Origin of the sequence: Alterirhizorhabdus solaris, assembly GCF_007785815.1 — a bacterium.
Taxonomy (GTDB): Bacteria; Pseudomonadota; Alphaproteobacteria; order Sphingomonadales; family Sphingomonadaceae; genus Alterirhizorhabdus; species Alterirhizorhabdus solaris.
The window spans coordinates 1-21,722 of sequence record NZ_VNIM01000027.1 but is presented as its reverse complement, the minus strand read 5'-3'; the positions used below and the strand labels follow the sequence as shown (position 1 = coordinate 21,722).

Below are 21,722 nucleotides of genomic sequence, written 5' to 3'. Positions count from 1 at the left end.
AGGCCCGGTGGTGCCCGATTTTCTTCCCGACTCAGAACGGCGGCTCCTCCTCGGGCGGCGGCTCGTCGCCCCGACGCCGGTCGCGGTCGGGTTCGCGATCACGCTCGCGCGGCGGGGGTGGCGGCAGAATGTCGTCGAGATTGAAATTCTCGATCGCCGCCTGCGCCGCGCGCGCATCCTCGATCGCGGCGCGGGTGCGGGCCACCGCGTCGCCGAGATCCTCGCCGCCGATCTCGGGCAATATTTCCTCGATCGGGGTGCGATCCACCACCACCGGCGCGCGGGCCACCGCCGGGCGCGGCGCGGCGCCATGTTCGGACAGGCGGGCATGGCTCATGAAATCGCGCCACATCCGCGCCGGCAGGCCGCCGCCGGTCACCTTGTCCATCGGGCTGTTGTCGTCGTTGCCCACCCAGATGCCGGTCACCAGATCACCCGCGAAACCGATGAACACGGCATCGCGATGATCCTGCGTCGTGCCGGTCTTGCCGAACGTCGGCACGCCCAGATAGGCCGCCCGTCCGGTGCCGCGCGTGGCCGCAGCGCCCAGCAGGTCGAGCATCGCTGGCCACTCGCGTTTCCTGTCCAGCCGCCGCTGGCTGGACCACAGCCGTTCGCGCCAGCCCGGATCGGCCGCCGCCGGCAGGCCGCGCGGCCGCACCGGATAGGTGCCGCCCGCGATCCCGGCGTAGGCGCTCGTCATCTCCAGCAACGTGGCGGTGGAGGTGCCCAGCGCCAGCGCCGGGCTGTCCGCCAGCGGCGAGGTGATGCCCAGATCGCGCGCGGCGCGGATCACCCGGTCACGCCCCACCGCCTCCGACAGCCGCACCGCCGCCACGTTGCTCGATTCGGCAAAGGCCTGGCGCAGGTTGATCGTACCCTGATAACGCCGATCGTAATTCGCCGGGGACCACTTGCCGATCGTCAGCGGCGTGTCCTCGATGTCGCTGTCGGGCGTGTAGCCAGCGCGCATCGCGGCGAGATAGACGAAGGTCTTGAACGCCGAGCCGGGCTGGCGCCGTGCCTGCGTCGCGCGATTGAACGGGCTGCGGCGATAGTCGCGCCCGCCCACCATCGCCACCACCCGGCCATCGGGTCGCATCGCCACCAGCGCCGCCTGCGTCACGTGCAGCCTCGCGCCCTCCCCCGCCAGCCAGCGCGCGATCACCCGCTCCGCCTGTTTCTGCATCCCCGCATCCAGCGTGGTGGCGACGCGCGTCTCGCCATAATCCGCCTCGGCCGAATCGCGCGCGCTGGCCGAAACCCAGTCGGCGAAGTAGCCGCCGGTGGGCAGCGCCGCCGTATCGCCACGCCGCACCCGCGCCGGGCGCACGCGGGCGCGCGACGGCGAGATGATATCATTCTCCACCATCGCCGCCAGCACCAGCCGCGATCGCGCCTGCGCCGCCGCCAGCGCGCGCGTGGGGGCGAGCCGCGAGGGTGCCTTCACCATCCCCGCCAGCATCGCCGCCTGCGCCACCGACAACCGTTCGGGCGGCACGTCGAAATAATGGCGGGCGGCGGCGCGCAGGCCGTACACCCCGTCGCCGAAATAGATGCTGGAGAGGTAGCGTGAGAGGATCTCGTCCTTGGTCAGCCATGCCTCCAGCCAGAAGGCGATCAGCAGTTCGCGCGCCTTGCGACCCATGTTCTGGTCGGCCGAAAGGAACGCCGTCTTGGCGAGCTGCTGGGTGATCGTGCTGCCCCCCTGCACCACCCCGCCGGCGCGCAGGTTCGTCCACGCGGCGCGCAGGATGCCGCGCGGGTCGATCCCCCAATGGCTGTAGAAGCGCCTGTCCTCGATCGCGACGAACGCGCCGGGCACGTATTTCGGCAGATCGGAAGCGACCACCGGGCGTTCCTTCACCGCCCCGCGCCGCGCGATCGGCACGCCGTCGGCGCTCACCAGCAGCAGCGTGGGGTCGGCCAGCGGCTCCAGCGCACGGGAGAGCGGCGCGGTCCACGCCAGCCACAGGAAGGTGAGCAGCACCAGCACCACCGGCAGCACCACCTTCGGCCGTTGCCACAGGGGACGACGCGGACGCGATGCGGGGGGCGGCGCGGCCGGCGGCACGGCCCCGGGCGCCTCCACCGGGTCGATCGTCGATCCGCTCTCGTTGAACACGCTGTCGTCGCTCCGCTTCTGCCTGAACGGACCTCCATAGCGGGTTCCGGCTGAACGGGCACCAACGCCGCGTGGCTTCGTTCGGCTTGTATCGCCACCTCCTCCCGCTAGGAGCGTAGGCATCGAGGCAGTGGAAGGTTTTCGTACATGGCGTCAGGTCTGGTCGCGTTGCTTGACGATATCGCCGGCATCGCCAAGCTGGCGGCGGCCTCGCTGGATGACGTTTCGGCGGCGGCGGGCAAGGCAGGCGCCAAGGCGGCCGGCGTGGTGGTGGACGATGCGGCGGTGACGCCGAACTACGTCGTCGGCTTCTCGCCCGATCGCGAGCTGCCGATCATCTGGCGCATCGCGCTCGGCTCGGTCCGCAACAAGCTGCTGTTCCTGCTGCCGGGCGCATTGTTGCTCAGCGCGTTCGCCCCGTGGGGCGTCACGCCGCTGCTGATGCTGGGCGGCGCCTACCTCTGCTTCGAGGCGACCGAGAAGGTGATCGAGGCGGTTTCCGGCAAGCCCCACGCCGAAGCCGAAGCCGACGCCGCGGTGCAGGACCCGACCGTGCTTGAAGAGCAGAAGGTTTCCGGCGCGATCCGCACCGACCTGATCCTGTCCGGCGAGATCATGGCGATCGCGCTGGCCGACGTGGCCGATCGGCCGCTGCTGGTGCAGGCGGTGGCGCTGGCGTTGGTCGGTATCGTCATCACCGTCGCCGTCTATGGCGTGGTGGCGTTGATCGTGAAGATGGACGACATCGGCCTCCACCTCGCCCGACGCAGCACCGCCGCCGCACAGACGGTGGGGCGCGGGCTGGTGAAGGGCATGCCGGTGGTGATGAAGGCGCTCTCGATCATCGGCACGGCGGCGATGCTCTGGGTCGGCGGCGGCATCCTCGTCCACGGGCTGGAGCATTTCGCACTGACCCCGATCCCGGCGTGGATCCATCACGCCGGCGAGAGCGCGGCGCATGGGATGCCCGCGCTGGGCGGCATCGCGTCATGGCTGGTGTTCGCGATCGGCTCGGCCATCCTGGGCCTGATCGTGGGCGGCGCGATAGCGGGCGTGGTGCATCTGGTGCACGGCTGGCGAAAGCCCGCCGCCGCCTGAGGCAGCACAGGCTTGCGCTCGCGCCCGGACGCCCCTAAAGCCGCCCTCTGGCCGGGGAGTGGCGCAGGCTGGTAGCGCACCTGGTTTGGGACCAGGGGGTCGCAGGTTCGAATCCTGTCTCCCCGACCAGCTTTGCATGGACAAGTAGAACATGGTCTCGCCGGATCGTCCGCGACGCCTCCTTCATCACCAGCCAGTATTGCCCGGGCATGTGCGGCCCGGCACAGTCTCCACGTCAGTAGCCTGCATGGTCGACCGATCGCCCCTTGAGGAGATCGGTATCATGAAAGCACTCGCTGCCCTGCTGTCGGCCACGCTGGCCACCGGCCTGCTCGCCGCCCCCACGTCCGCCAGAATATGCCGCGATATTCACGGCAGGATCGTCAAATGCCGCCCCGTGGTGACATCGCCGCCGCCGGGCTGTCGCGATGCGCGCGGGCATCTAATGCCCTGCCCGGCGCATCCCGACGAAAGAGGCAAGGCGCGCAAAGCCGGCTCCGCGTCACGCCACTGATGCTAAAGAAAAGGCCGGCGGCTCCTCGGGAACCGCCGGCCTCAAGAGCCTTACGCCGCCTGCTTGGCGCGGCTGGCGCGCTTGCGCTCGTTCGGGTCGAGGTGGCGCTTGCGCAGGCGGATCGTCTTCGGCGTCACTTCCACCAGCTCGTCGTCGTCGATGTAGGCGATAGCCTGCTCCAGCGTCATCTTCTTCGGCGGGGTCAGGCGGATCGCATCGTCCTTGCCGCCCGAGGCGCGGAAGTTGGTGAGCTGCTTGGCCTTCATCGGATTGACCTCGAGGTCGTCCGTCTTGGCGTTCTCGCCGATCACCATGCCCTCGTACAGCGCCTCGCCGTGGCCGACGAACAGGATGCCGCGGCTTTCCAGCGGCCCCAGCGCATAGGAATTGGCCTCGCCCGCGCCGTTCGAGATCAGCACGCCGTTCTTGCGGCCCTCGATCGCGCCCTTGTGCGGCCCGTACTTTTCGAACAGCCGGTTCATGATCCCGGTGCCGCGCGTGTCGGACAGGAACTCGCCGTGATAGCCGATCATGCCGCGCGAGGGGGCGCTGAACGTAATGCGCGTCTTGCCACCGCCAGACGGGCGCATGTCGGTCATCTCGGCCTTGCGGATGTTCATCTTCTCGACGACCGTGCCCGAATATTCCTCGTCCACGTCGATGATGACGGTTTCGTACGGCTCGGTCCGCTTGCCGGCATCGTCCTCGCCGAATAGCACGCGCGGGCGGCTGATGCCCAGCTCGAAGCCCTCGCGGCGCATCGTCTCGATCAGCACGCCGAGCTGGAGCTCGCCGCGCCCGGCGACCTCGAAGCTGTCCTTGTCGGCGGACTCGGTCACCTTGATCGCCACGTTGCTCTCGGCTTCGCGGGTGAGGCGGTCGCGGATCATGCGGCTCGTCACCTTGCTGCCTTCACGGCCGGCCATCGGCGAATCGTTCACCGCAAACCGCATGGAGAGCGTGGGCGGATCGATCGGCTGGGCGTGCAGCGGCTCGCTGACCGAGGGGTCGCAGATCGTGTTCGACACGGTGGCGGTGGTGAGGCCGGCGATCGAGATGATGTCGCCCGCGTTCGCCTCGTCGGTCGGCACGCGCTCCAGCCCGCGGAAGGTCATGATCTTGGAGGCGCGGCCGGTCTCCACGATGGCGCCGTCGTTGTCGAGCGCGTGGATCGGCATGTTCGTCTTGATCGAGCCGGAGAAGACCAGGCCGGTGAGGATGCGGCCGAGGAAGTTGTCGCGATCGAGCAGCGTCACGAGGAACTTGAACGGGCCGTCCGGATCGGCGCTGGGCGGCGGCACATGATCGACGATCTTCTGGAACAGCGGCTTCAGCGTGCCCTCACGCAGGGTATAGTCGCCTTCGTTTGCATAACCGTTGCGGCCCGATGCGTAGAGCACCGGGAAGTCGAGCTGTTCGTCGTTCGCCTCGAGCGACACGAACAGGTCGAACACCTCGTCCAGCACTTCCTGAATGCGCTCGTCCGGGCGATCGACCTTGTTGACCACGACGATCGGCTTCAGCCCCAGCGCCAGCGCCTTGCCGGTGACGAACTTGGTCTGCGGCATCGCGCCTTCCGACGCATCGACCAGCAGGATCACGCCGTCGACCATCGACAGGATCCGCTCCACCTCGCCGCCGAAGTCGGCGTGGCCGGGGGTATCGACGATGTTGATCCGCGTCGCCTCGCCCTTCTCGTCGTGCCACTCGACCGAGGTGCACTTGGCGAGGATGGTGATGCCCCGCTCCTTTTCCAGGTCGTTCGAGTCCATCGCACGCTCTTCGATGCGCTGGTTGTCACGGAACGTACCGGACTGGCGGAAAAGCTGATCGACCAGGGTCGTCTTGCCGTGATCGACATGCGCGATGATCGCCACGTTGCGGAGGCTCATGGTCTGTATAGTCCTGAAGCTAAGGGAATTGGCCGCGCGCATAGCGGATATGCCGCTCTGCAACAAGCCTGACGGTCATCCGCTTCACCGGAGATCCATCGCAGAAACGCTTTTAGGGAGCGCAACGCATCCCCGCCTCGCCTCGCCGCAAAGACCGGCCGCATGGCTTCACAGCTTGACCAACCTGCCGTTACCCGCCGTGACACAAACGATCGGGGCGCAAATCCAGATGATGAAAACCACCCGGAACCTCGTTGGTTCCCTGCTTCTTGTCGCGGCCTGCTTCGGCAGCACCGGCGCGCAGGCGGCATCCTGGCAGTGCGCGCCGTTCGCGCGGATGATCTCGGGGATCCAGTTGTTCGGCGCGGCCGCAAGCTGGTGGAATCAGGCCGTGGGCAAGTACGGCCAGGGCAACGTGCCCAAGGCGGGCGCGGTGTTGGTGTTCAAGGCGATCGGCTCGATGCGCTCCGGCCATGTCGCCACCGTCAGCCAGATCGTCAGCGATCGCATCATCAAGGTGACGCACGCCAACTGGTCGATCATCAACGGCCATCGCGGGCAGGTGGAAAAGGACGTGACCGTGGTCGATGCGTCCGACGCGGGCGACTGGAGCAAGGTGCGGGTCTATTATGCGCCGCTGAAGGGGTTGGGCATGAAGGCCTATCCGGCGTTCGGTTTCATCTATGCCGACAAGACCGGGGCCACGCCGGCCGCTGCCGCGCTCGCGGGCTGATCCGGCCGTCCGGATTACGGTTAACCACCTATTGATCTCGACTCCCGGCGCGCATCGCCGCAGGTAATGGCCCCGCCCTCCGGAGCCGTGCCATGAAGATCATCCTCGCCCTCCTCGCCGCCACCACCCTGACCGGCCCGGTGCTGGCGCAGGGCCGCCCCGCCCCCTTCACCATCGAGGCGACGGGCAAGGGTTTCTACCGATTGGACGACGCCGTGCGCTCGATCGGCGATGGCGACGCGGTGATCCGCATCGCGTCGGGCACCTATCGCGACTGCGCGGTGCAGGAAGGTGGCCGCATCGCCTATCGCGCAATCGAGCCGGGCAAGGCCGTGTTCGACGGCACCACCTGCGAGGGCAAGGCGGCGCTGGTGCTGCGCGGGCGCGACGCCGTGGTCGACGGCCTCGTCTTCCAGAACATGCGCGTACCCGACGGCAACGGTGCCGGCATCCGGCTGGAGAAAGGCCCGTTGCTGGTGCGCAACGCGGTGTTCCGCAATTCCGAGGAAGGCATCCTCACCGCCGACGATCCCGCCTCGGCGATCACGATCGACAGGTCCAGCTTCTCCGGCCTCGGCCGCTGCGACCGCGGGCTGTCGTGCGCACATTCGGTGTACGTCAACGCCTACGGGTCGCTCACCGTCACCCGTTCCCGGTTCGAGCGCGGCCAGGGCGGGCATTATCTCAAGAGCCGGGCGCGCCGCATCGCCGTCAGCGATTCAAGTTTCGACGATACGCGCGGCCACACCAGCAACTACATGATCGACCTGTCGACCGGCGCCACCGGCACGATCGCAGGCAACACGTTCGTGCAGGGGGCGGACAAGGAGAACCACTCGGCCTTTATCACCGTCGCGCCAGAGGGCCGCGATGCACCGTCCGCCGGGCTGGCGGTGGTCGGCAACAAGGCCTCGCTCGCGCCGGGCATCACCTGGCCGACCGTGTTCGTGGCGGACTGGAGCCACGAGCCGCTCACGCTATCGGCCAACCAGCTCGGCAAGGGGATCAAGCCGTTCGAGACACGCTGACCGGCGGGCCGCGCCGCTACATCTCGCCCTTCGCGCGGCGCAACGCATAGTAGCGCTGCACGTTGGCGTTGTGCTGTGCCAGCGTCTCGGCGAACACATGGCCACCCTTGCCGTCCGCCACGAAATACAGCGCGCGGCTGTCGGCGGGATCGAGCACGGCCGCGATCGCGGCACGACCCGGGTTGCAGATCGGCCCCTCGGGCAGCCCGGCCTTGGCATAGGTATTGTAGCCGTTCACCGCCGCCAGTTCGGACTTGCGGATGCGGCGGCCGAGTGGCTTGCCCTTGGTGATCGGGTAGATCGTCGTGGGATCGGCCTGCAACCGCATGCCGGTGCGCAGGCGATTGGAATAGACCGCCGCCACCATCCGCCGCTCCGCCCCCAGCGCCGTCTCCTTTTCCACGATCGAGGCGAGGATCAGCGCCTCGCGCGGCGTCTTCACCGCGGTGGTGGGCTTGCGCGTCTTCCATTCGGCGGCCAGCGCCTCGTCCATCGCCGTGCGCATCCGCTTGACCACGGCGGCACGGCTGTCCTCGCGCTCGAAGCTGTAGCTGTCGGGCAGCACCGATCCTTCGGGCAGCGCGGGCACCGGCCCGGTCAGCAGCGGTTCGGCGGCGAGACGCTCGCCCACGAGGACCGCCGGCATCCCTTCCGGAATGGTGACGAACCGCTGGCGCGTGCGCCCGCCCTGAAGCAGCGCGAGGATATCGGCCTGGCTGGCATGTGCGGGGACCTCATATTCCCCCGCGCGGATCGACGCATCCGACCCGAACAGCCGTGCGAGGCGCAGGAAACGGCTGGTCGAGGTGATCGCGCCGGCCTTTTCCAGCCGTCGCGCGGCGGTGGTCAGCGTCGCGCCCTCGGGCACGCTGAAGCTGAACTCCTGCGCCGCCGGGCCGGGGCCGGCCCAGCCCCACCAGACGATGCCGGCCGACGCGGCGAGCAGCGCGACCACGGCTGCCAGCAGCAGTATGGCGAGCCGCCCGCCCCCGCCCCGCCGCCGGCCGCGCGCCATCGCCTCAGACCGCGCGCAGGATCAGGCTGGCGTTGGTGCCGCCGAAGCCGAACGAATTGTTCAGCACCGCACGCACCTGCCGCTTCTTCGCGACATGCGGCACGAGATCGACGCCGGTGCAGCTGTCGCTCGGATTGTCGAGGTTTAGCGTCGGCGGCACGATCTGGTCGCGCAGCGCGAGGATGCAGAAGATTGCCTCCACCGCGCCGGCGCCGCCCAGCAGATGCCCGATCGCCGACTTTGTCGACGACATGGAGACGTCGGCGATGGCATCGCCGAACAGGCGTCGCACCGCGCCCAGCTCAAGCTCGTCGCCCATCGGGGTCGAGGTGCCGTGGGCGTTGATGTAGTCGATGTCCTCCGGCTTCAGCCCGGCCTTCTTCAGCGCCATCTGCATCGAGCGGAAGGCGCCGGAGCCTTCCGGATGCGGCGCCGTCACGTGATAGGCATCGCCCGACAGGCCGTAGCCGATCACCTCGGCATAGATCTTCGCGCCGCGCGCCTTGGCGTGCTCATATTCCTCGAGCACCACCACGCCCGCGCCCTCGCCCATCACGAAGCCGTCGCGGTCCTTGTCGTAAGGGCGGCTGGCCTTTTCCGGTGCGTCGTTGCGGGTGGAGAGCGCCTTGGCCTGCGCGAATCCGGCGATGCCCAACGGGCAGATCGCCCCTTCCGCGCCGCCCGCCAGCATCACGTCCGCATCGTCCATCGCGATCATCCTCGCGGCATCGCCGATCGCGTGCGCGCCGGTGGAGCAGGCCGTGACGACCGCGTGATTCGGCCCCATCAGCCCGTATTTGATCGAAACCTGACCCGAGATCAGGTTGATGAGCCGGCCGTGGACGAAGTGCGGCGAAACCCGCGTCGGCCCCTTGTTCTCGCAGACCAGCGACTCGCTGGCGATGCCGGGAAGCCCGCCGATGCCCGAACCGATCGAAACGCCGGCGCGATAGCGTTCCTCCAGCGTCATGTCGGTCAGCCCGGCGTCCTCGATCGCCTGGCCGGCGGCATCGATGCCGAAGATGATGAACGGATCGACCTGGCGCTGCACCTTGTGATCGACCCGCTTGTTCGGATCGAAGCCATATTCGTGGTCAGCCGGCTTCACTTCGCAGGCGATGGTGCACTTCTGCCCCGTCGTGTCGAAGCGCGTGATCTGCCCCGCGCCGGACTTGCCGGCGAGGATGTTGGCCCACGCCGTCTCGACGTCGGCGCCAAGGGGCGTCACGAGCCCCAATCCGGTTACGACCACGCGGCGCATGGCTCTCTCCTGTCGATATCTCTGCTGGCAAACGAAAACGGCTTCCCGGCCCGATCAATCCCAGGCCGGGAAGCCGCTTCTATCTCGGCTGGTCCGCAAACCAGTCTCGCGCGGCCCGGCCGCCGGACCGATCAGCCCTTGTTGGCTTCGATGTAGCTGATCGCATCCTTGACGGTGGCGATCTTCTCGGCCGCGTCGTCAGGGATCTCGACGCCGAACTCTTCCTCGAAGGCCATCACCAGCTCGACGATATCGAGGCTGTCGGCGCCCAGATCGTCGATGAAGCTCGCGTCTTCGGTGACCTTTTCGGCCTCGACGCCGAGATGCTCGACAACGATCTTCTTAACGCGCTCGGCGGTCTCGCTCATGGTTGAGTCCTTCTTGTACTGCATTGCTTAGGTCGTGCCCCTAGCCACCCGCCGCGCCGGTGGCAAGCCCGCGCGGGCATCCCCGGAAGGGGGTTTCAGCGGTTGTTAGGAGAATGCTGTCAGGAGCGTCGCAATGCAAGCGTCCTCCCCGTCGCACCCCCGCTGGTCGGTCGATCCGCTGTGGGGCATCGTCCTCGCCGTGGCGGTGGCGCTGGCGATCGGGCTCGTGGCGGGCGGGTTTCGCCTGGCATGGGGCGGCATCGCGCCCTCGCTCGGCGTTTCGGCGGGGCTGGCCGGGCTGGCGCGCTTCTACACGGCGACGCGGCCCGATCCGCGGCTGGCCGCCGCCACCAACGGGCTGGCGCTGCTGATCGCCTTCACCGCGCTGGCGGCACCGCTCTCCTACGTCGTCGCCTCGGTCGACCTGCCGCTGGCCGATGCGATGCTGCTCCGCCGGGATCGCGCGCTGGGGTTCGACTGGGTCGCGCTGATCGCCTTCGTCAATGCGCGCCCTCTGCTCGCCGCCCTGCTCGGCCTCGCCTACCAGACGCTGCTGCCGCAGATCGCGGTCGCCATCGTCGCGCTGTCGTTCAGCGGGCGGACGGCGGCGCTGAGGCGGGTGATCGCGGCGATGATGATCGCCGGGATCGTTGCCATCGCGCTGTCGCCGCTGGTGCCGGCGGTGGGCAACTACGTGTTCCTGCATCTGCCGCCCGCCGCCTATGCGGGGATCGATCCGTCCGCCGGCTTCGTCCACCTCGCGGATTTCACCGCCGTCAGGAACGGCACGCTGCATGTGCTGACGGTGAACCGGCTGCAGGGGATCATCACCTTCCCCAGTTATCACGCGTCGCTCGGCGTGCTGCTCGGCTGGGCGTTCTGGCAGATGCCCCGGCTGCGCTGGCCGGGGCTGGCGCTGGAGACGGCGCTGATCGTCGCAACACCGGTGCACGGCGCGCATTATCTGGTGGACGTGCTGGCTGGCGGCGCGATCGCCGCCGCCTCGCTGGGGCTGGCGACCCGCTGGCTGGGTCGCGATGCGCCGGCCGGGGCGGGCGCGCGCTTCGCACCGGCGCTGGCGTAGGCGCCGGCGATCAGATCATCGCCATGCCGCCGTTCACATGCAGCGTCTGCCCGGTGACATAGCCCGCCTCGCGGCTCGCCAGATACACCACGCCGGCGGCGATATCGTCGCCCTCGCCCAGCTTGCCCGCCGGGATCCTCGTGGTCAGCGCCGCCTTCTGCGCCTCGGGCAGCGCATCCGTCATGGCGGACGAGATGAACCCCGGCGCCACGCAGTTGAGCGTGATGTTGCGGCTCGCCAGTTCCTGCGCCAGCGACTTCGACATGCCGATCAGCCCGGCCTTGGAGGCGGCATAGTTGGCCTGCCCCGGATTGCCGGTGATGCCCACCACCGACGTGATCGAGATGACCCGGCCGAACCGCTGCTTCATCATCGGTTTGGCCGCCGCACGGATCAGGCGGAAGGCGGCTTCGAGGTTGACCGAGATCACCTGATCCCACTCCTCGTCCTTCATCCGCATCACGATGTTGTCGCGCGTCACCCCGGCGTTATTGACGAGGATGTCCAGCCGGCCGAGCGCGGCCACCGCCTGCGGCACCAGCGCATCGACGGCGGCGGGATCGGACAGATCGCACGGCAGCGCGACGTGATCGCCGCCAAGGTCCGCCGCGAACGCCTCCAGCTTGGCCACGTTCGAGCCGGACACCGCCAGCCGCGCCCCCTGCGCCGCCAGCGCCCTGGCGATCGCCGAGCCGATGCCGCCCGATGCGCCGGTGACGAGCGCGGTCATGCCTGTGAGATCGAACATGGTGATTTTCCCCAGCCTCTTATCTATTCGTCCGCTTGTCCCGAGCGAAGTCGAAGGGCCGATCGAGCGAAGACGAGATCACCGGCGCAGGCGTCTCGACGTCGCTCGAAGAGGTGCCTCGACTTCGCTCGGCACAAGAAGGTCAGTCTACAAACTCTTCGCCAGCGCCTCGATGTCGGCCATCGTGATCGCGCTCGTCACGGTCGCGTCCGGCGCGGTGCGCTTCACCATCGGGCCGAGCACCTTGCCGCCGAACTCGACATAATCGGTCACGCCCGCCGCGAACATCGCCGCCACGCTCTCGCGCCAGCGGACCGTGCCGGTCACCTGCTGCACCAGCAGGCCGCGGATCGTGTCCGGGTCCGCCACGGGGGCGGCGGTGACGTTGGCATAGACTGGCACCAGCGGCGGGCGCAGGTCCGCGCCCGCCAGCGCGTCGGCCATCGCATCGGCGGCCGGCTGCATCAGCGCACAGTGAAACGGCGCGGAGACCGGCAGCAGCAGACCGCGCTTGATGCCATGTTCCTTCACCATCGCCACCGCCCGCTCGATCGCGGCGCGGTGGCCGGAGATCACCACCTGCGTGGGATCGTTGTCGTTGGCGACGGTGCAGACTTCACCTTCCGCCGCCGCATCCGCCAGCGCCTGCGCCTTGGCCACGTCCGCGCCGAGCAGCGCGGCCATCGCCCCCTCGCCCACCGGCACCGCCGCCTGCATCGCGCGCCCGCGCACCTTCAGCAGGCGGGCGGTTGTCGTCAGGTCCAGCGCCTGCGCCGCGCACAGCGCGCTATATTCGCCCAGGCTGTGGCCGGCGACGAAATCCACCTTCTCCGCCAGCCGCACGCCGCCCTCGCGCTCCAGCACGCGCAGCGTGGCAATGGCGTTGGCCATGATCGCGGGCTGGGCGTTCTCGGTCAGCGTCAGGTCGCTCTCCGGCCCCTCGGTCATCAGCCGGAACAGGTGCTGGCCGAGCGCGTCGTCCACCTCCTGGAATACCTCGCGAGCGATCGCGCTGGCCTCGGCGAGCGCCTTGCCCATGCCGACCGCCTGGCTGCCCTGACCGGGAAAGAGGAATGCGCGCATCATCGGCTCCGGCGTTCACGAACAAGGGCATGGGCGTTAGAAAGGCACGGGCGCGGATGCAAGCGCGCCGTCACGCCCCGCCCCGCCAACGGACGGATTGACGCCGCCGCGCGAAGCGGACACCCCTTGCGCCATGAACCGTATCGACGGAGTTTCCATGCGCCTCGTTTCCACCGCCGTCTCCACCGCCGTCCTGGCCACCCTCCTCGCCGCCGCGCCCGCCCTCGCCCAGCCGGTCGCTCAGAGCGCCCCGCAGCCGACCGCCCTGCCCGACGCCGTGCCGCCCGCACGGGACATCCCCTATCCCGGCACGATCCGCCTGACGGTGGACGCGACCGATACCGCACGCGGCATCTTTCGGGTGAAGGAGGCGATCCCGGTCGCCGCCGGCACGCGGGCGCTCACCCTGCTCTACCCCGAGTGGCTGCCGGGCCAGCACGCGCCACGCGGGCCGATCGACGATGTCGCCGGCCTCCGCTTCACCGCCGGCGGGCAGGTGCTGACGTGGAAGCGCGATCCGGTGAACGTCTATGCGCTGCACCTCGACCTGCCGGCGGGCGTGACGGAGGTGCTGGCCGAGTTCCAGTATCTCTCCCCCACCACCACCGCGCAGGGCCGCGTGGTGATGACGCCGGACATGCTGAACCTGCAATGGAACCTCGTCGCCTTCTACCCGGCGGGCTGGTTCACCCGGCAGATCCCGGTGGATGCCACCGCGATCCTGCCCGCCGGCTGGCGCTACGGCACCGCGCTGGAGCCGCGCGATCCGGCCGCGCTCGGCACGGTCGCTTTCAAGACGATCGACTTCGACACGCTGGTCGACTCGCCGATGTTCGCCGGCCGCCATTTCCGGCAGGAAACGCTCGCCCCCGGCGTCCGCCTCAACATCGTCGCCGACAGCCCCGAGGAGCTGGCCGCCACCCCCGACCAGATCGAGCGACACCGCGAGCTGGTGCGGCAGGCGGTGAAGCTGTTCGGTGCGCAGCATTACGACCATTATGATTTCCTGCTCGCGATCAGCGACCGGCTGGGCGGCATCGGGCTGGAGCATCACCGGTCGAGCGAGAACGGCGTGGTGCCCGGCTACTTCACCAAATGGGCGGACAATGCCGGCCGCCACAACCTGCTGCCGCACGAATATACCCATAGCTGGGACGGCAAGTACCGGCGCGGGGCGGACCTGTTCACACCCGATTTCTCGATGCCGATGCGCAATTCGCTGCTGTGGGTGTACGAGGGGCAGACGCAGTTCTGGGGCTATGTGCTGCAGGCGCGCTCGGGCATCGTGTCGAAGGAGGATACGCTGTCCGCCTACGCGATGATCGCCGCGCTGCACGAGAAGCGGCCCGGCCGGCAGTGGCGCCCGCTGGTCGACACCACCAACGATCCGATCATGTCGGCCCGCCGCCCGCAGCCGTGGCTCAGCTGGCAGCGATCGGAGGACTATTACAACGAGGGGCTGCTGGTGTGGCTCGACACGGATGCCAAGCTGCGCGAGCTGACCGGGGGCCGGAAGTCGATGGACGATTTCGCCCGCGCCTTCTTCGGCCCGGGCGACCGCGACTGGGGCGTCTCCACCTATGATTTCGCCACGGTGGCAAGCACGCTGAACGGCATCGCGCCCTATGACTGGGCCGGTTTCCTGAAAAAGCGGGTGGACGCGGTGGCCCCGCAGGCACCGCTCGGCTGGCTCGCCACCAGCGGCTACCGGCTGGCCTATACGGCCGAGCCGACCGCCTACTGGCTGTCCGAGGAGAAGGCGCGCAAGATCACCGACCTCAGCTATTCGCTGGGCATGGTGATCGACAAGGACGCGCAGGTCACGCAGGTGATCTGGGACGGTCCGGCCTTCGCGGCGGGCATCACCAGCGGCACCACGCTGCTGGCAGTCGGCGGCCACGCTCTCGACGCCGACGACCTCAAGCGCGCGATCACCGACGCCAAGACATCGGGCAAGCCGATCGAACTGCTGGTGAAGAAGGGCGATCGCTTCCAGACCGTCTCGATCGCGTATCGCGGCGGGCTGCAATATCCCCGGCTGGAAAAGGTGGCGAAGGGCGAGGCGGCGCTGGACCGGCTGCTCGCCCCCCGCCGATAGCCTATTGCGCGCGCCACGCCGGCATCGCCAGCAGCTTTGCCGGCGGTGTCGGCGTGACGATGTTATACTCTCCGGGGTCGTCCTTCTACGGCACGGCCTTCAACCCGGCCAGCCCGATCCGTACCAACTTTTCGCGCTGGGGGTCGGGCCGGTCCAGCTCCACGATCAGCGCGGGCGCCTTGCCGTCCGGGCCGATCACGGCATGTTCCACATCGCCGATGTCGTTGCCCGCCGCATCCACCAGACCGGCGTCCTCAAGCTGCTCGACGGTGAGGCCAAGCCCCGCCCCCTGCGCCTGCGCGGCCACCGGTGTCAGCGCCGCCAGCGTCCCTACCGCCACGATCGTCATCCGCCTCATCCGTCGTCCTCCATTGTTACGCGGCGACAACCGCCGCCCGCGCCGGATGGTTGCGCTTGCCATAGGCGACGATATCCGCCATTGGCCGCCGTTCAAGAAGGCCGGAGGGGCGACCGCATGGGGCGGCGTCAGCGATCGGCATACGGAAGGACGTGAGCATGGCTCTATACGAGCATGTGTTTCTCGCGCGTCAGGATCTGGCCCAGGCCCAGATCGATGCGCTGGCGGAAACCGCCACCAAGATCGTGGAAGAAGGCAACGGCAAGGTCGTGAAGACCGAAACGTGGGGCCTGCGTGGCCTGGCCTATCGCATCCAGAAGAACCGCAAGGCGCATTACGTGATGCTCGAGATCGACGCGCCGGCAGGCGTCGTCGCCGAGCTGGAGCGTCAGCTGGGCATCAACGAGGACGTGATCCGCTACATGACCGTCCGCGTCGACGCGCACGAGGCCGGCCCGTCGGCGATGATGCGCCGCAACGAGCGTGGCGAGCGTGATCGCGGCGATCGTCGTGGTCCGGGCGGCGGCCGTGGTGGCGATCGCGGTGATCGCGGCCCGCGCGAGGACCGTGGTCCCCGTGAAGATCGTGGCCCGCGCGAGGATCGTCCCCGCGACGACCGCGCGGCCTGAAGGAGCTAGAGACACATGGCACGCCCATTCTTCCGCCGTCGCAAGAGCTGCCCCTTCTCCGCGAAGGACGCGCCCCGGATCGATTATAAGGACGTCCGTCTGCTGCAGGGCTTCGTGTCCGAGCGGGGCAAGATCGTCCCCAGCCGTATCACCGCCGTTTCGGCCAAGAAGCAGCGCGAACTCGCCCAGGCGATCAAGCGCGCCCGTCATATCGGGCTGCTTCCGTACATCGTTAAGTAAGGAGCGCAGATCATGGACGTGATCCTGCTCGAGCGCGTCGAGAAGCTCGGCGCCATCGGTGATGTCGTTTCTGTCAAGAACGGCTTCGCCCGCAACTACCTGCTGCCGAACAAGAAGGCGCTGCGCGCCAACGCGGCGAACAAGAAGGTCTTCGAGGCGAACCGCGCCACGATCGAGGCCGAGAACGCCAACCGCAAGGGCGAGGCGGAACTCGCCTCGAAGGACATCGACGGCAAGAGCATCACGCTCATCCGTCAGGCGTCCAACGTCGGTGCGCTGTACGGCTCGGTGTCGACCCGCGATCTCGTCGAGGCGTTGGAAGCGGACGACACGAAGGTTCTCAAGAACCAGATCGTGCTCGATCGCCCGATCAAGAACATCGGCCTGCACGAGGTGAAGATCCAGCTTCACCCCGAGGTTTCGGTGTCGATCAAGGTGAACGTCGCCCGTTCGCCGGAAGAGGCCGAGCTTCAGGCACAGGGCGTCGATGTCGCTGCCTCGATGTTCGAGCGTGAGGAATCGGGCTTCACTGAGGACTATGATCCGAACGCGGAGCCGGGCGAGTCCGCGCTGGTGCGCGACGAGCCGGAAGAGCAGCAGCAGGGCTGAACCCTTCTGCTTAGGCAAGACAAAAGGCCGTCCGGTGAAAGCCGGGCGGCCTTTTGCCGTTCCGCCGGATGTGCCGTTCCGCCGGATGTTCCGCTCATCGCCGGCCTGCGCCGCCTCCCGTGCGTTACAGCGCCAGGCCCAGTTGCCCCCCGGCCGGAACGTCCGCCCCCTCGAAGCCCGAGAGCGTCAGACCGATCAGCCGCACCCCCAGCGGCAACGGCATCAGGGCGGAGAGCAGTGCGGCCCCCGCCCCGGCGAACTCCGCACGGCTGGCGACCGGCGCGGCGAAGCTGCGCGCGCGGGTGATCTGGCGGAAGTCGGCGAACTTCACCTTCAGCGTCACCGTACGCCCGCGCAAACCTGCCCGCTCCACCCGCGTCCACGCCGCATCGATTGCGATATCCAGCTTGGCCAGCAGGTCGGGCAGGTCGATCAGGTCCGTCTCGAACGTGCGCTCCGCCCCGACCGACTTGTGCGCGCGGTTGGGCCGCACCGGGCGATCGTCCTGCCCCCGCGCCGCGCCGTGATAATAGCCTGCCGACTTGCCGAATTCCGCCTGGAGCCAGGCCAGTGGCCGCGCGCGCAGGTCCGCGCCGGTCTCGATCCCCAGCCGTGCCATCTTGGCTGCCGTGACCGGGCCGATGCCGTGGAAGCGCGACACCGGCAGCGTGGCGACGAAGTCCGGCCCGCGTTTCGGCGGGATCACGCAGATTCCGTCCGGCTTGTTCTGGTCCGAGGCGATCTTGGCGATGAACTTGTTGTACGAGACGCCGGCCGAAGCGGTCAGCCCGGTGCGCTCGCGGATCGCGGCGCGGATGGCCTGCGCGATCGCCGTGGCGGAGCCGTGCGCGCCGACCGTGTCGGTCACGTCGAGATAGGCCTCGTCCAGCGACAGCGGCTCGATCAGCTCGGTATATTCGGCGAACACGTCGCGGATCTGGGCGGAGACGGCCTTGTACACGTCGAACCGCGGCTTCACGAACAACAGGTCCGGGCAGCGCCGCTTCGCCGTGACCGACGCCATCGCCGAGCGCACGCCGAATGCCCGCGCCTCATAGCTTGCCGCCGCCACCACCCCGCGCATCGACCCGCCGCCCACCGCCACGGGCTTGCCCCGCAACGCCGGATCGTCGCGCTGCTCGACCGAGGCGTAGAAGGCGTCCATGTCGACGTGGATGATCCGCCGCACCGGCGCCGCGCCGTCGCTGTCCTGCCCGTCAGCCATCGTGCCACCATAGAACAAAGCGGGACCGAATGGCAGGGGAAACCGGCTAGACGGCGATGCCCTGCAACAACTTGGGCAGCGTCCCCGTCTCGCCGCGCGCCTCGGCCATGAAGCGGTCCTTCAGCGGGGAAAGTCGCTGCACCGCCCCCAACCCGAAGCGCCGCGCCGCCGCCGCCGTGCGCCCGCGCAGGCCGAACAGCCGGTTCAGGCTGTCCGTCGCCGCCGCCACCATGAAGGTATCGAGCGCCCGCCAGCGTTCGTATCGTGCCAGCCCCTGCGCATCGCCCGGATCGAGGCCGAGGCGCTTCGCCTCGACCAGCACTTCCACCAGCGCCGCCACGTCGCGGAAGCCGAGGTTCAGCCCCTGCCCCGCGATCGGGTGGATGCCGTGCGCCGCATCGCCCACCAGCGCCAGCCGTTCGCCGGTAATGCGCGCGGCGTGGTGGAACCCGAGCGGATAGGTGGTACGCGGCGAGGCGAGCGTGATCGCGCCCAGCAGCCCGCCCATCTTCTTCTCCGCTTCCGCCGCGAAGCCGCGATCGCCGAGCGCGAGCATCCCCTCCGCATCCTTGCCGGCCACCGTCCACACGATCGCCGAGCGGTGCCGCCCTTCGGCATCGTCCACCAGCGGCAGGATGGCGAACGGCCCGGCAGGGTAGAAGATCTCGTGCGCGATGCCGTCGTGCGGATGCTCGTGGCGGACCGACGCGATGATCGCGGCATGGTCGTACTGCCAGGTCGCCACGTTGATTCCGGCGGCGGCGCGGGTGGGCGAGTTGCGACCCTCGGCCGCCACCAGCAATGCGCCTGCCACGGTGCGCCCATCCTCCAGCATCACCCGCACGCCGTCCGCATCGCGGGTCACCTGCGCGGGGGTCGCGGGGGTGAACAGGGTGACGTTGGGGGCTGCCTCCGCCGCCTCGCGCAGGGCGCGGCGCAGGCGGCGGTTCTCGAACATGATGCCGACCGCGCCGTCCTCCGGCGCGGGATCGAACACCAGCCCGCCGGGCGCGAGGCCGTCGGTCACGCGGATCGCGGCGATCGGGCAGCCCTGCCCTTCCAGCCGTGCCGCCACGCCGATCGCACCGAGCATCCGCCACGCGGCACTCGCCACCGCAGAAGCGCGGCCGTCGAAACCGGGAGCGAGCGTGGTGGCGGGCGAGGCGGGGTCGATCACCGCGCTCGTCAGGCCGTGCGCGTCGAGCGCGATAGCAAGCGTGATGCCGACGAGTCCGCCGCCGAGGATGACGACGTCGTGGAGGCTGTCCGGGGTGTTTTCCATGCGGACAGTCATGCCGCGCCCGCGCCCGCGCCGCAACCGCCGGCTATTTGCGCAGCCAGTGCGCGCGGATGAAATAGGCGCTGATGAGCGCGGTCAGCCCGAGACAGATAAGCACCAGCCATTCGAACCCGTGGGGATCGTTGGCGAACGGGATGCCGCCCACGTTCATCCCGAACAGCCCGGTGAGAAAGGTGAGCGGCAGGAACACCAACGCCACGATCGACAGCAGCAGCGATCGTGTCTCGATCAGTTCGGAGCGCAGGTCGCTCAGTTGCTCGTGCAGCAGCGCCGATCGCTCACGCACCGATTCCAGTTCCTCGGCCATGCGGGCGAACCGATCCGCCGCCTCGCGCAGGTGGAGCCGGTCGTCGTCCTCCAGCCAGCCGGCGTCGAGCTGTGCCATCCGCTCCAGCGCCTGCCGCTGCGGCACAACGAACCGGCGGTAGCTGATCGCCAGGCTGCGCGCCTTGCCGATCGCGCGGCGATTGAGCCACGCCTGGTCGGCATCGAGCGAGGCCTCGCATTCGTCGATCGTATCGCCCAGCGCCACCACCTCGGGATCGAGCGCGTGAGTGATCTCCACCGCCAGCGACGAGACGAGGTCGCCCGGATCGCGGATCGCGCCGCTGTCCATCCGGGCGTGCACGGGGGCGAGTGCCGCGAGCGTGCGGTAGCTGACCGAGATGACCCGCCCCTGCTCCGCCCACAATCGGATCGAGACGAGCGGATCGGGGTCGTCCTCCGGCGTATCGCCCAGCCCGCGCAGGTTGATGAGCGCGCCCTGTTCGATCGGCTCGCAGCGCGGGCGGGTTTCGACAGCGGTCAGCGCCACCACAACGGGAGCGGAGAGGCCTGCGTCCGTCTCCAGCCAGCGGCGCTGCTCCTCGTCGCGCCCGTCGATATGGCACCAGACGAAGGCGGCATCGGCGGCGGGGGCGCCACGCACCGTATTGCCCGCGCCGTCGAGCGCACAGCACCAGCTTTTCGCAAGCGCCTCGGCGGGGGCCGTCACCGGTCGCTCCAGCCGAGATCGATCGTCAGCCCGGGCGCGCCGCCCACCGGATGCTGCGCGGCGATCCGCACCGCATCGGCGCGCGCGCGGTCGAGGATGGCGGCGGGCACGTCAGGCCGGTGATAGATCCGGTCGCACTGGCCCAGCAGCCGCGCCTCGCGCAGCGACAGGTCGTCCGGGTCGGGCGAACGCAGCAGGATCACGACCAGCCCTGCCGGTGCCGCCTGGTCGGGCGCCGCAAGCCAGCCGGCGACGGCGTCGCCCGCCAGCGGCGTGACCGGATCGAGCGGCCCGCCCCCTGCCAGCGCCATGTCGATCGCGCGACGGCGCTGGTCGGCGGCGGGCCAGCGCCGGCGGATGTCGCCGCGCGCCGCGTACAGCGCATCCGCCAGCCGGCCGAGCGTGGCAGGCAGCATCGCCTCGATCCGCTGGCGCAGCACCTTGGCGAGGCCGGCCGACGCACCACCTGTGCCGATCGCGATCAGCACCGGATCGCGGTCGACGATCGCCGGCAGGGTAAAGTCGCACAGATCGGGTCGATCGACCGCGTTGACGAGGACGCCCCGCGCCCGCAGCCTCGCCACCGCCTCGTCCGGTTCATCGAGCGCGACGATGGCGAGCGACGCCGCCGCATCCTCCCCCACCACCAGCGCGCCGGCGCGGGTGAGCAACCGGCGCTTGGCGTCCGCCGCCTCGCCTTCGCCCAGCAGTATCACCGGGCGGCCGTTCAGGCGGACGAAAAGAGGCAGGCTGTGCGTGGTCGGCTCCCGATATCAAACTTCCTCGATACGAGGAAATAACCTTACAGCCCCGCGATGAACGCCCGCACTTCACCGGCGATGTCGGGCCGTTCCAGCGCCAGCGCGATGTTCGCCTGGATGAAGCCGGCCTTGTCGCCGCAATCGTGACGCATCCCGTCGAAGGTCTGCGCGTGGAACGGCTGGACGCCGATCAGCTTGGCCATCGCGTCGGTCAGCTGGATCTCGTTGCCAGCACCGCGCTCGCCCTTGCCGAGCAGGTCCATCACCTCAGGCTGGAGGATGTAGCGGCCGACGGCGGCCAGCCGTGACGGCGCCTTGCCCTTGGGCTTCTCGATCAGCCCCTTCACCTCGGTCACGGCGCCCTCGATCAGCCCCGGATCGACGATGCCGAAGCGATCGGTATGCGCTTCCGGCACCTCCAGCACGGCGATCACGTTGCCGCCCTTGGCCTCGTAAGTTTTGGTCATCTGCGCCAGGCACGGCGAGGCCGGGTTCCACAGCAGCTCGTCGGGCAGCAGCACCGCGAACGGCTCGTCGCCGATCAGGTCGCGCGCGCACC

General features: G+C 69.0%; 22 protein-coding genes and 1 tRNA gene. 10 read left to right on the top strand and 13 right to left on the bottom strand.

Going from position 1 to position 21,722, the window contains the following annotated elements; genetic code table 11:
• Window positions 1-31: 31 nt before the first annotated feature.
• Window positions 32-2,125 (bottom strand): transglycosylase domain-containing protein, encoded by a 2,094-nt coding sequence (locus tag FOY91_RS08650; protein WP_238995311.1) that lies wholly within the window; start codon window positions 2,123-2,125, stop codon window positions 32-34.
• Between the two features lie 147 nt (window positions 2,126-2,272).
• Between FOY91_RS08650 and FOY91_RS08645 the strand changes: the two genes are divergently transcribed.
• The 3 genes from FOY91_RS08645 (at window position 2,273) to FOY91_RS08635 (ending at window position 3,737) form a co-directional block, all read left to right on the top strand.
• The gene (locus tag FOY91_RS08645) at window positions 2,273-3,223 is read left to right on the top strand and encodes a DUF808 domain-containing protein (RefSeq protein WP_145150117.1); all 951 of its coding nucleotides are present in this window, start codon (window positions 2,273-2,275) and stop codon (window positions 3,221-3,223) included.
• Window positions 3,224-3,275: 52 nt separating this feature from the next.
• A tRNA-Pro gene (locus FOY91_RS08640) sits at window positions 3,276-3,352 on the top strand.
• A 118-nt stretch (window positions 3,353-3,470) separates the two neighbouring features.
• Window positions 3,471-3,737 carry a hypothetical protein gene (locus FOY91_RS08635; protein WP_145150115.1) on the top strand — a complete coding sequence of 89 codons (267 nt, stop codon included), beginning with the start codon at window positions 3,471-3,473 and terminating at the stop codon, window positions 3,735-3,737.
• A 50-nt stretch (window positions 3,738-3,787) separates the two neighbouring features.
• Here the strand turns inward: FOY91_RS08635 and typA are convergent, their stop codons facing one another.
• On the bottom strand, window positions 3,788-5,629 hold the full coding sequence (typA, locus tag FOY91_RS08630; protein WP_145150113.1) for a translational GTPase TypA: 1,842 nt from the start codon (window positions 5,627-5,629) through the stop codon (window positions 3,788-3,790).
• Here typA and FOY91_RS08625 point away from each other — a divergent pair.
• Both FOY91_RS08625 and FOY91_RS08620 read left to right on the top strand, forming a co-directional pair.
• Window positions 5,604-6,362 (top strand): CHAP domain-containing protein, encoded by a 759-nt coding sequence (locus FOY91_RS08625; protein ID WP_238995310.1) that lies wholly within the window; start codon window positions 5,604-5,606, stop codon window positions 6,360-6,362. The genes typA and FOY91_RS08625 overlap by 26 nt on opposite strands.
• A gap of 92 nt (window positions 6,363-6,454) precedes the next feature.
• Window positions 6,455-7,390 carry a right-handed parallel beta-helix repeat-containing protein gene (locus tag FOY91_RS08620; protein ID WP_145150111.1) on the top strand — a complete coding sequence of 312 codons (936 nt, stop codon included), beginning with the start codon at window positions 6,455-6,457 and terminating at the stop codon, window positions 7,388-7,390.
• A gap of 16 nt (window positions 7,391-7,406) precedes the next feature.
• Here the strand turns inward: FOY91_RS08620 and mltG are convergent, their stop codons facing one another.
• The 3 genes from mltG to FOY91_RS08605 form a co-directional block, all read right to left on the bottom strand.
• Entirely contained in the window at window positions 7,407-8,405 is a 999-nt protein-coding gene (mltG, locus tag FOY91_RS08615; RefSeq protein ID WP_145150109.1) for an endolytic transglycosylase MltG, read from the bottom strand.
• 4 nt (window positions 8,406-8,409) lie between these two features.
• Window positions 8,410-9,666 (bottom strand): beta-ketoacyl-ACP synthase II, encoded by a 1,257-nt coding sequence (fabF, locus tag FOY91_RS08610; protein WP_145150107.1) that lies wholly within the window; start codon window positions 9,664-9,666, stop codon window positions 8,410-8,412.
• Window positions 9,667-9,797: 131 nt separating this feature from the next.
• Window positions 9,798-10,034 (bottom strand): acyl carrier protein, encoded by a 237-nt coding sequence (locus FOY91_RS08605; RefSeq protein ID WP_145150105.1) that lies wholly within the window; start codon window positions 10,032-10,034, stop codon window positions 9,798-9,800.
• Window positions 10,035-10,167: 133 nt separating this feature from the next.
• Here FOY91_RS08605 and FOY91_RS08600 point away from each other — a divergent pair, with 133 nt between their 5' ends.
• Window positions 10,168-11,118 carry a phosphatase PAP2 family protein gene (locus tag FOY91_RS08600; protein ID WP_162527179.1) on the top strand — a complete coding sequence of 317 codons (951 nt, stop codon included), beginning with the start codon at window positions 10,168-10,170 and terminating at the stop codon, window positions 11,116-11,118.
• A gap of 10 nt (window positions 11,119-11,128) precedes the next feature.
• Here FOY91_RS08600 and fabG read toward each other — a convergent pair whose 3' ends face one another.
• Entirely contained in the window at window positions 11,129-11,866 is a 738-nt protein-coding gene (gene fabG, locus FOY91_RS08595; RefSeq protein ID WP_145150101.1) for a 3-oxoacyl-[acyl-carrier-protein] reductase, read from the bottom strand.
• Between the two features lie 147 nt (window positions 11,867-12,013).
• Window positions 12,014-12,949 (bottom strand): ACP S-malonyltransferase, encoded by a 936-nt coding sequence (fabD, locus tag FOY91_RS08590; RefSeq protein WP_145150099.1) that lies wholly within the window; start codon window positions 12,947-12,949, stop codon window positions 12,014-12,016.
• 133 nt (window positions 12,950-13,082) lie between these two features.
• On the opposite strand from fabD, the gene FOY91_RS08585 reads away from it, so the two are divergent.
• Window positions 13,083-15,047 carry a M61 family metallopeptidase gene (locus tag FOY91_RS08585; RefSeq protein ID WP_238995309.1) on the top strand — a complete coding sequence of 655 codons (1,965 nt, stop codon included), beginning with the start codon at window positions 13,083-13,085 and terminating at the stop codon, window positions 15,045-15,047.
• An 85-nt stretch (window positions 15,048-15,132) separates the two neighbouring features.
• On the opposite strand, the gene FOY91_RS08580 is transcribed toward FOY91_RS08585, so the two are convergent.
• Window positions 15,133-15,405 carry a hypothetical protein gene (locus tag FOY91_RS08580; RefSeq protein ID WP_145150097.1) on the bottom strand — a complete coding sequence of 91 codons (273 nt, stop codon included), beginning with the start codon at window positions 15,403-15,405 and terminating at the stop codon, window positions 15,133-15,135.
• Window positions 15,406-15,563: 158 nt separating this feature from the next.
• On the opposite strand from FOY91_RS08580, the gene rpsF reads away from it, so the two are divergent.
• The 3 genes from rpsF to rplI are packed head-to-tail and all read left to right on the top strand — an operon-like array spanning window position 15,564 to window position 16,883.
• Window positions 15,564-16,034 (top strand): 30S ribosomal protein S6, encoded by a 471-nt coding sequence (gene rpsF, locus FOY91_RS08575; RefSeq protein WP_145150095.1) that lies wholly within the window; start codon window positions 15,564-15,566, stop codon window positions 16,032-16,034.
• A 15-nt stretch (window positions 16,035-16,049) separates the two neighbouring features.
• Window positions 16,050-16,274 (top strand): 30S ribosomal protein S18, encoded by a 225-nt coding sequence (gene rpsR, locus FOY91_RS08570; protein WP_025292255.1) that lies wholly within the window; start codon window positions 16,050-16,052, stop codon window positions 16,272-16,274.
• A 12-nt stretch (window positions 16,275-16,286) separates the two neighbouring features.
• A complete protein-coding gene (gene rplI, locus FOY91_RS08565) occupies window positions 16,287-16,883 on the top strand; it encodes a 50S ribosomal protein L9 (protein ID WP_145150092.1) in 597 nt (198 codons plus the stop codon).
• A 124-nt stretch (window positions 16,884-17,007) separates the two neighbouring features.
• Here rplI and dinB read toward each other — a convergent pair whose 3' ends face one another.
• From dinB to FOY91_RS08540, 5 genes are all read right to left on the bottom strand, one after another.
• A complete protein-coding gene (gene dinB, locus FOY91_RS08560) occupies window positions 17,008-18,108 on the bottom strand; it encodes a DNA polymerase IV (protein ID WP_145150090.1) in 1,101 nt (366 codons plus the stop codon).
• Window positions 18,109-18,154: 46 nt separating this feature from the next.
• Window positions 18,155-19,390, bottom strand: coding sequence for a UbiH/UbiF/VisC/COQ6 family ubiquinone biosynthesis hydroxylase (locus FOY91_RS08555; protein WP_145150088.1), 1,236 nt, complete (start codon window positions 19,388-19,390; stop codon window positions 18,155-18,157).
• A gap of 43 nt (window positions 19,391-19,433) precedes the next feature.
• On the bottom strand, window positions 19,434-20,402 hold the full coding sequence (locus FOY91_RS08550) for a zinc transporter ZntB (RefSeq protein WP_203234530.1): 969 nt from the start codon (window positions 20,400-20,402) through the stop codon (window positions 19,434-19,436).
• On the bottom strand, window positions 20,399-21,118 hold the full coding sequence (locus FOY91_RS08545) for a precorrin-2 dehydrogenase/sirohydrochlorin ferrochelatase family protein (protein WP_145150086.1): 720 nt from the start codon (window positions 21,116-21,118) through the stop codon (window positions 20,399-20,401). The genes FOY91_RS08550 and FOY91_RS08545 overlap by 4 nt, the downstream gene beginning before the upstream one ends.
• Before the next feature lie 86 nt (window positions 21,119-21,204).
• Window positions 21,205-21,722, bottom strand: a 518-nt coding sequence (locus FOY91_RS08540; protein WP_275265945.1) for a UTP--glucose-1-phosphate uridylyltransferase, incomplete at its 5' end; no start/stop codon positions are given.

Bases quoted from the DNA above. Each gene is read 5' to 3' on its own strand.
- FOY91_RS08620 (WP_145150111.1), top strand. From the start codon at position 6,455: ATGAAGATCATCCTCGCCCTCCTCGCCGCCACCACCCTGACCGGCCCG.
- rpsR (WP_025292255.1), top strand. From the start codon at position 16,050: ATGGCACGCCCATTCTTCCGCCGTCGCAAGAGCTGCCCCTTCTCCGCG.
- FOY91_RS08585 (WP_238995309.1), top strand. From the start codon at position 13,083: ATGAACCGTATCGACGGAGTTTCCATGCGCCTCGTTTCCACCGCCGTC.
- dinB (WP_145150090.1), bottom strand. From the start codon at position 18,108: ATGGCTGACGGGCAGGACAGCGACGGCGCGGCGCCGGTGCGGCGGATC.
- rplI (WP_145150092.1), top strand. From the start codon at position 16,287: ATGGACGTGATCCTGCTCGAGCGCGTCGAGAAGCTCGGCGCCATCGGT.
- FOY91_RS08625 (WP_238995310.1), top strand. From the start codon at position 5,604: ATGATCGCCACGTTGCGGAGGCTCATGGTCTGTATAGTCCTGAAGCTA.
- typA (WP_145150113.1), bottom strand. From the start codon at position 5,629: ATGAGCCTCCGCAACGTGGCGATCATCGCGCATGTCGATCACGGCAAG.
- FOY91_RS08580 (WP_145150097.1), bottom strand. From the start codon at position 15,405: ATGAGGCGGATGACGATCGTGGCGGTAGGGACGCTGGCGGCGCTGACA.
- fabF (WP_145150107.1), bottom strand. From the start codon at position 9,666: ATGCGCCGCGTGGTCGTAACCGGATTGGGGCTCGTGACGCCCCTTGGC.
- rpsF (WP_145150095.1), top strand. From the start codon at position 15,564: ATGGCTCTATACGAGCATGTGTTTCTCGCGCGTCAGGATCTGGCCCAG.
- FOY91_RS08600 (WP_162527179.1), top strand. From the start codon at position 10,168: ATGCAAGCGTCCTCCCCGTCGCACCCCCGCTGGTCGGTCGATCCGCTG.
- fabG (WP_145150101.1), bottom strand. From the start codon at position 11,866: ATGTTCGATCTCACAGGCATGACCGCGCTCGTCACCGGCGCATCGGGC.
- fabD (WP_145150099.1), bottom strand. From the start codon at position 12,949: ATGCGCGCATTCCTCTTTCCCGGTCAGGGCAGCCAGGCGGTCGGCATG.
- FOY91_RS08605 (WP_145150105.1), bottom strand. From the start codon at position 10,034: ATGAGCGAGACCGCCGAGCGCGTTAAGAAGATCGTTGTCGAGCATCTC.
- FOY91_RS08555 (WP_145150088.1), bottom strand. From the start codon at position 19,390: ATGGAAAACACCCCGGACAGCCTCCACGACGTCGTCATCCTCGGCGGC.
- FOY91_RS08645 (WP_145150117.1), top strand. From the start codon at position 2,273: ATGGCGTCAGGTCTGGTCGCGTTGCTTGACGATATCGCCGGCATCGCC.
- mltG (WP_145150109.1), bottom strand. From the start codon at position 8,405: ATGGCGCGCGGCCGGCGGCGGGGCGGGGGCGGGCGGCTCGCCATACTG.
- FOY91_RS08635 (WP_145150115.1), top strand. From the start codon at position 3,471: ATGGTCGACCGATCGCCCCTTGAGGAGATCGGTATCATGAAAGCACTC.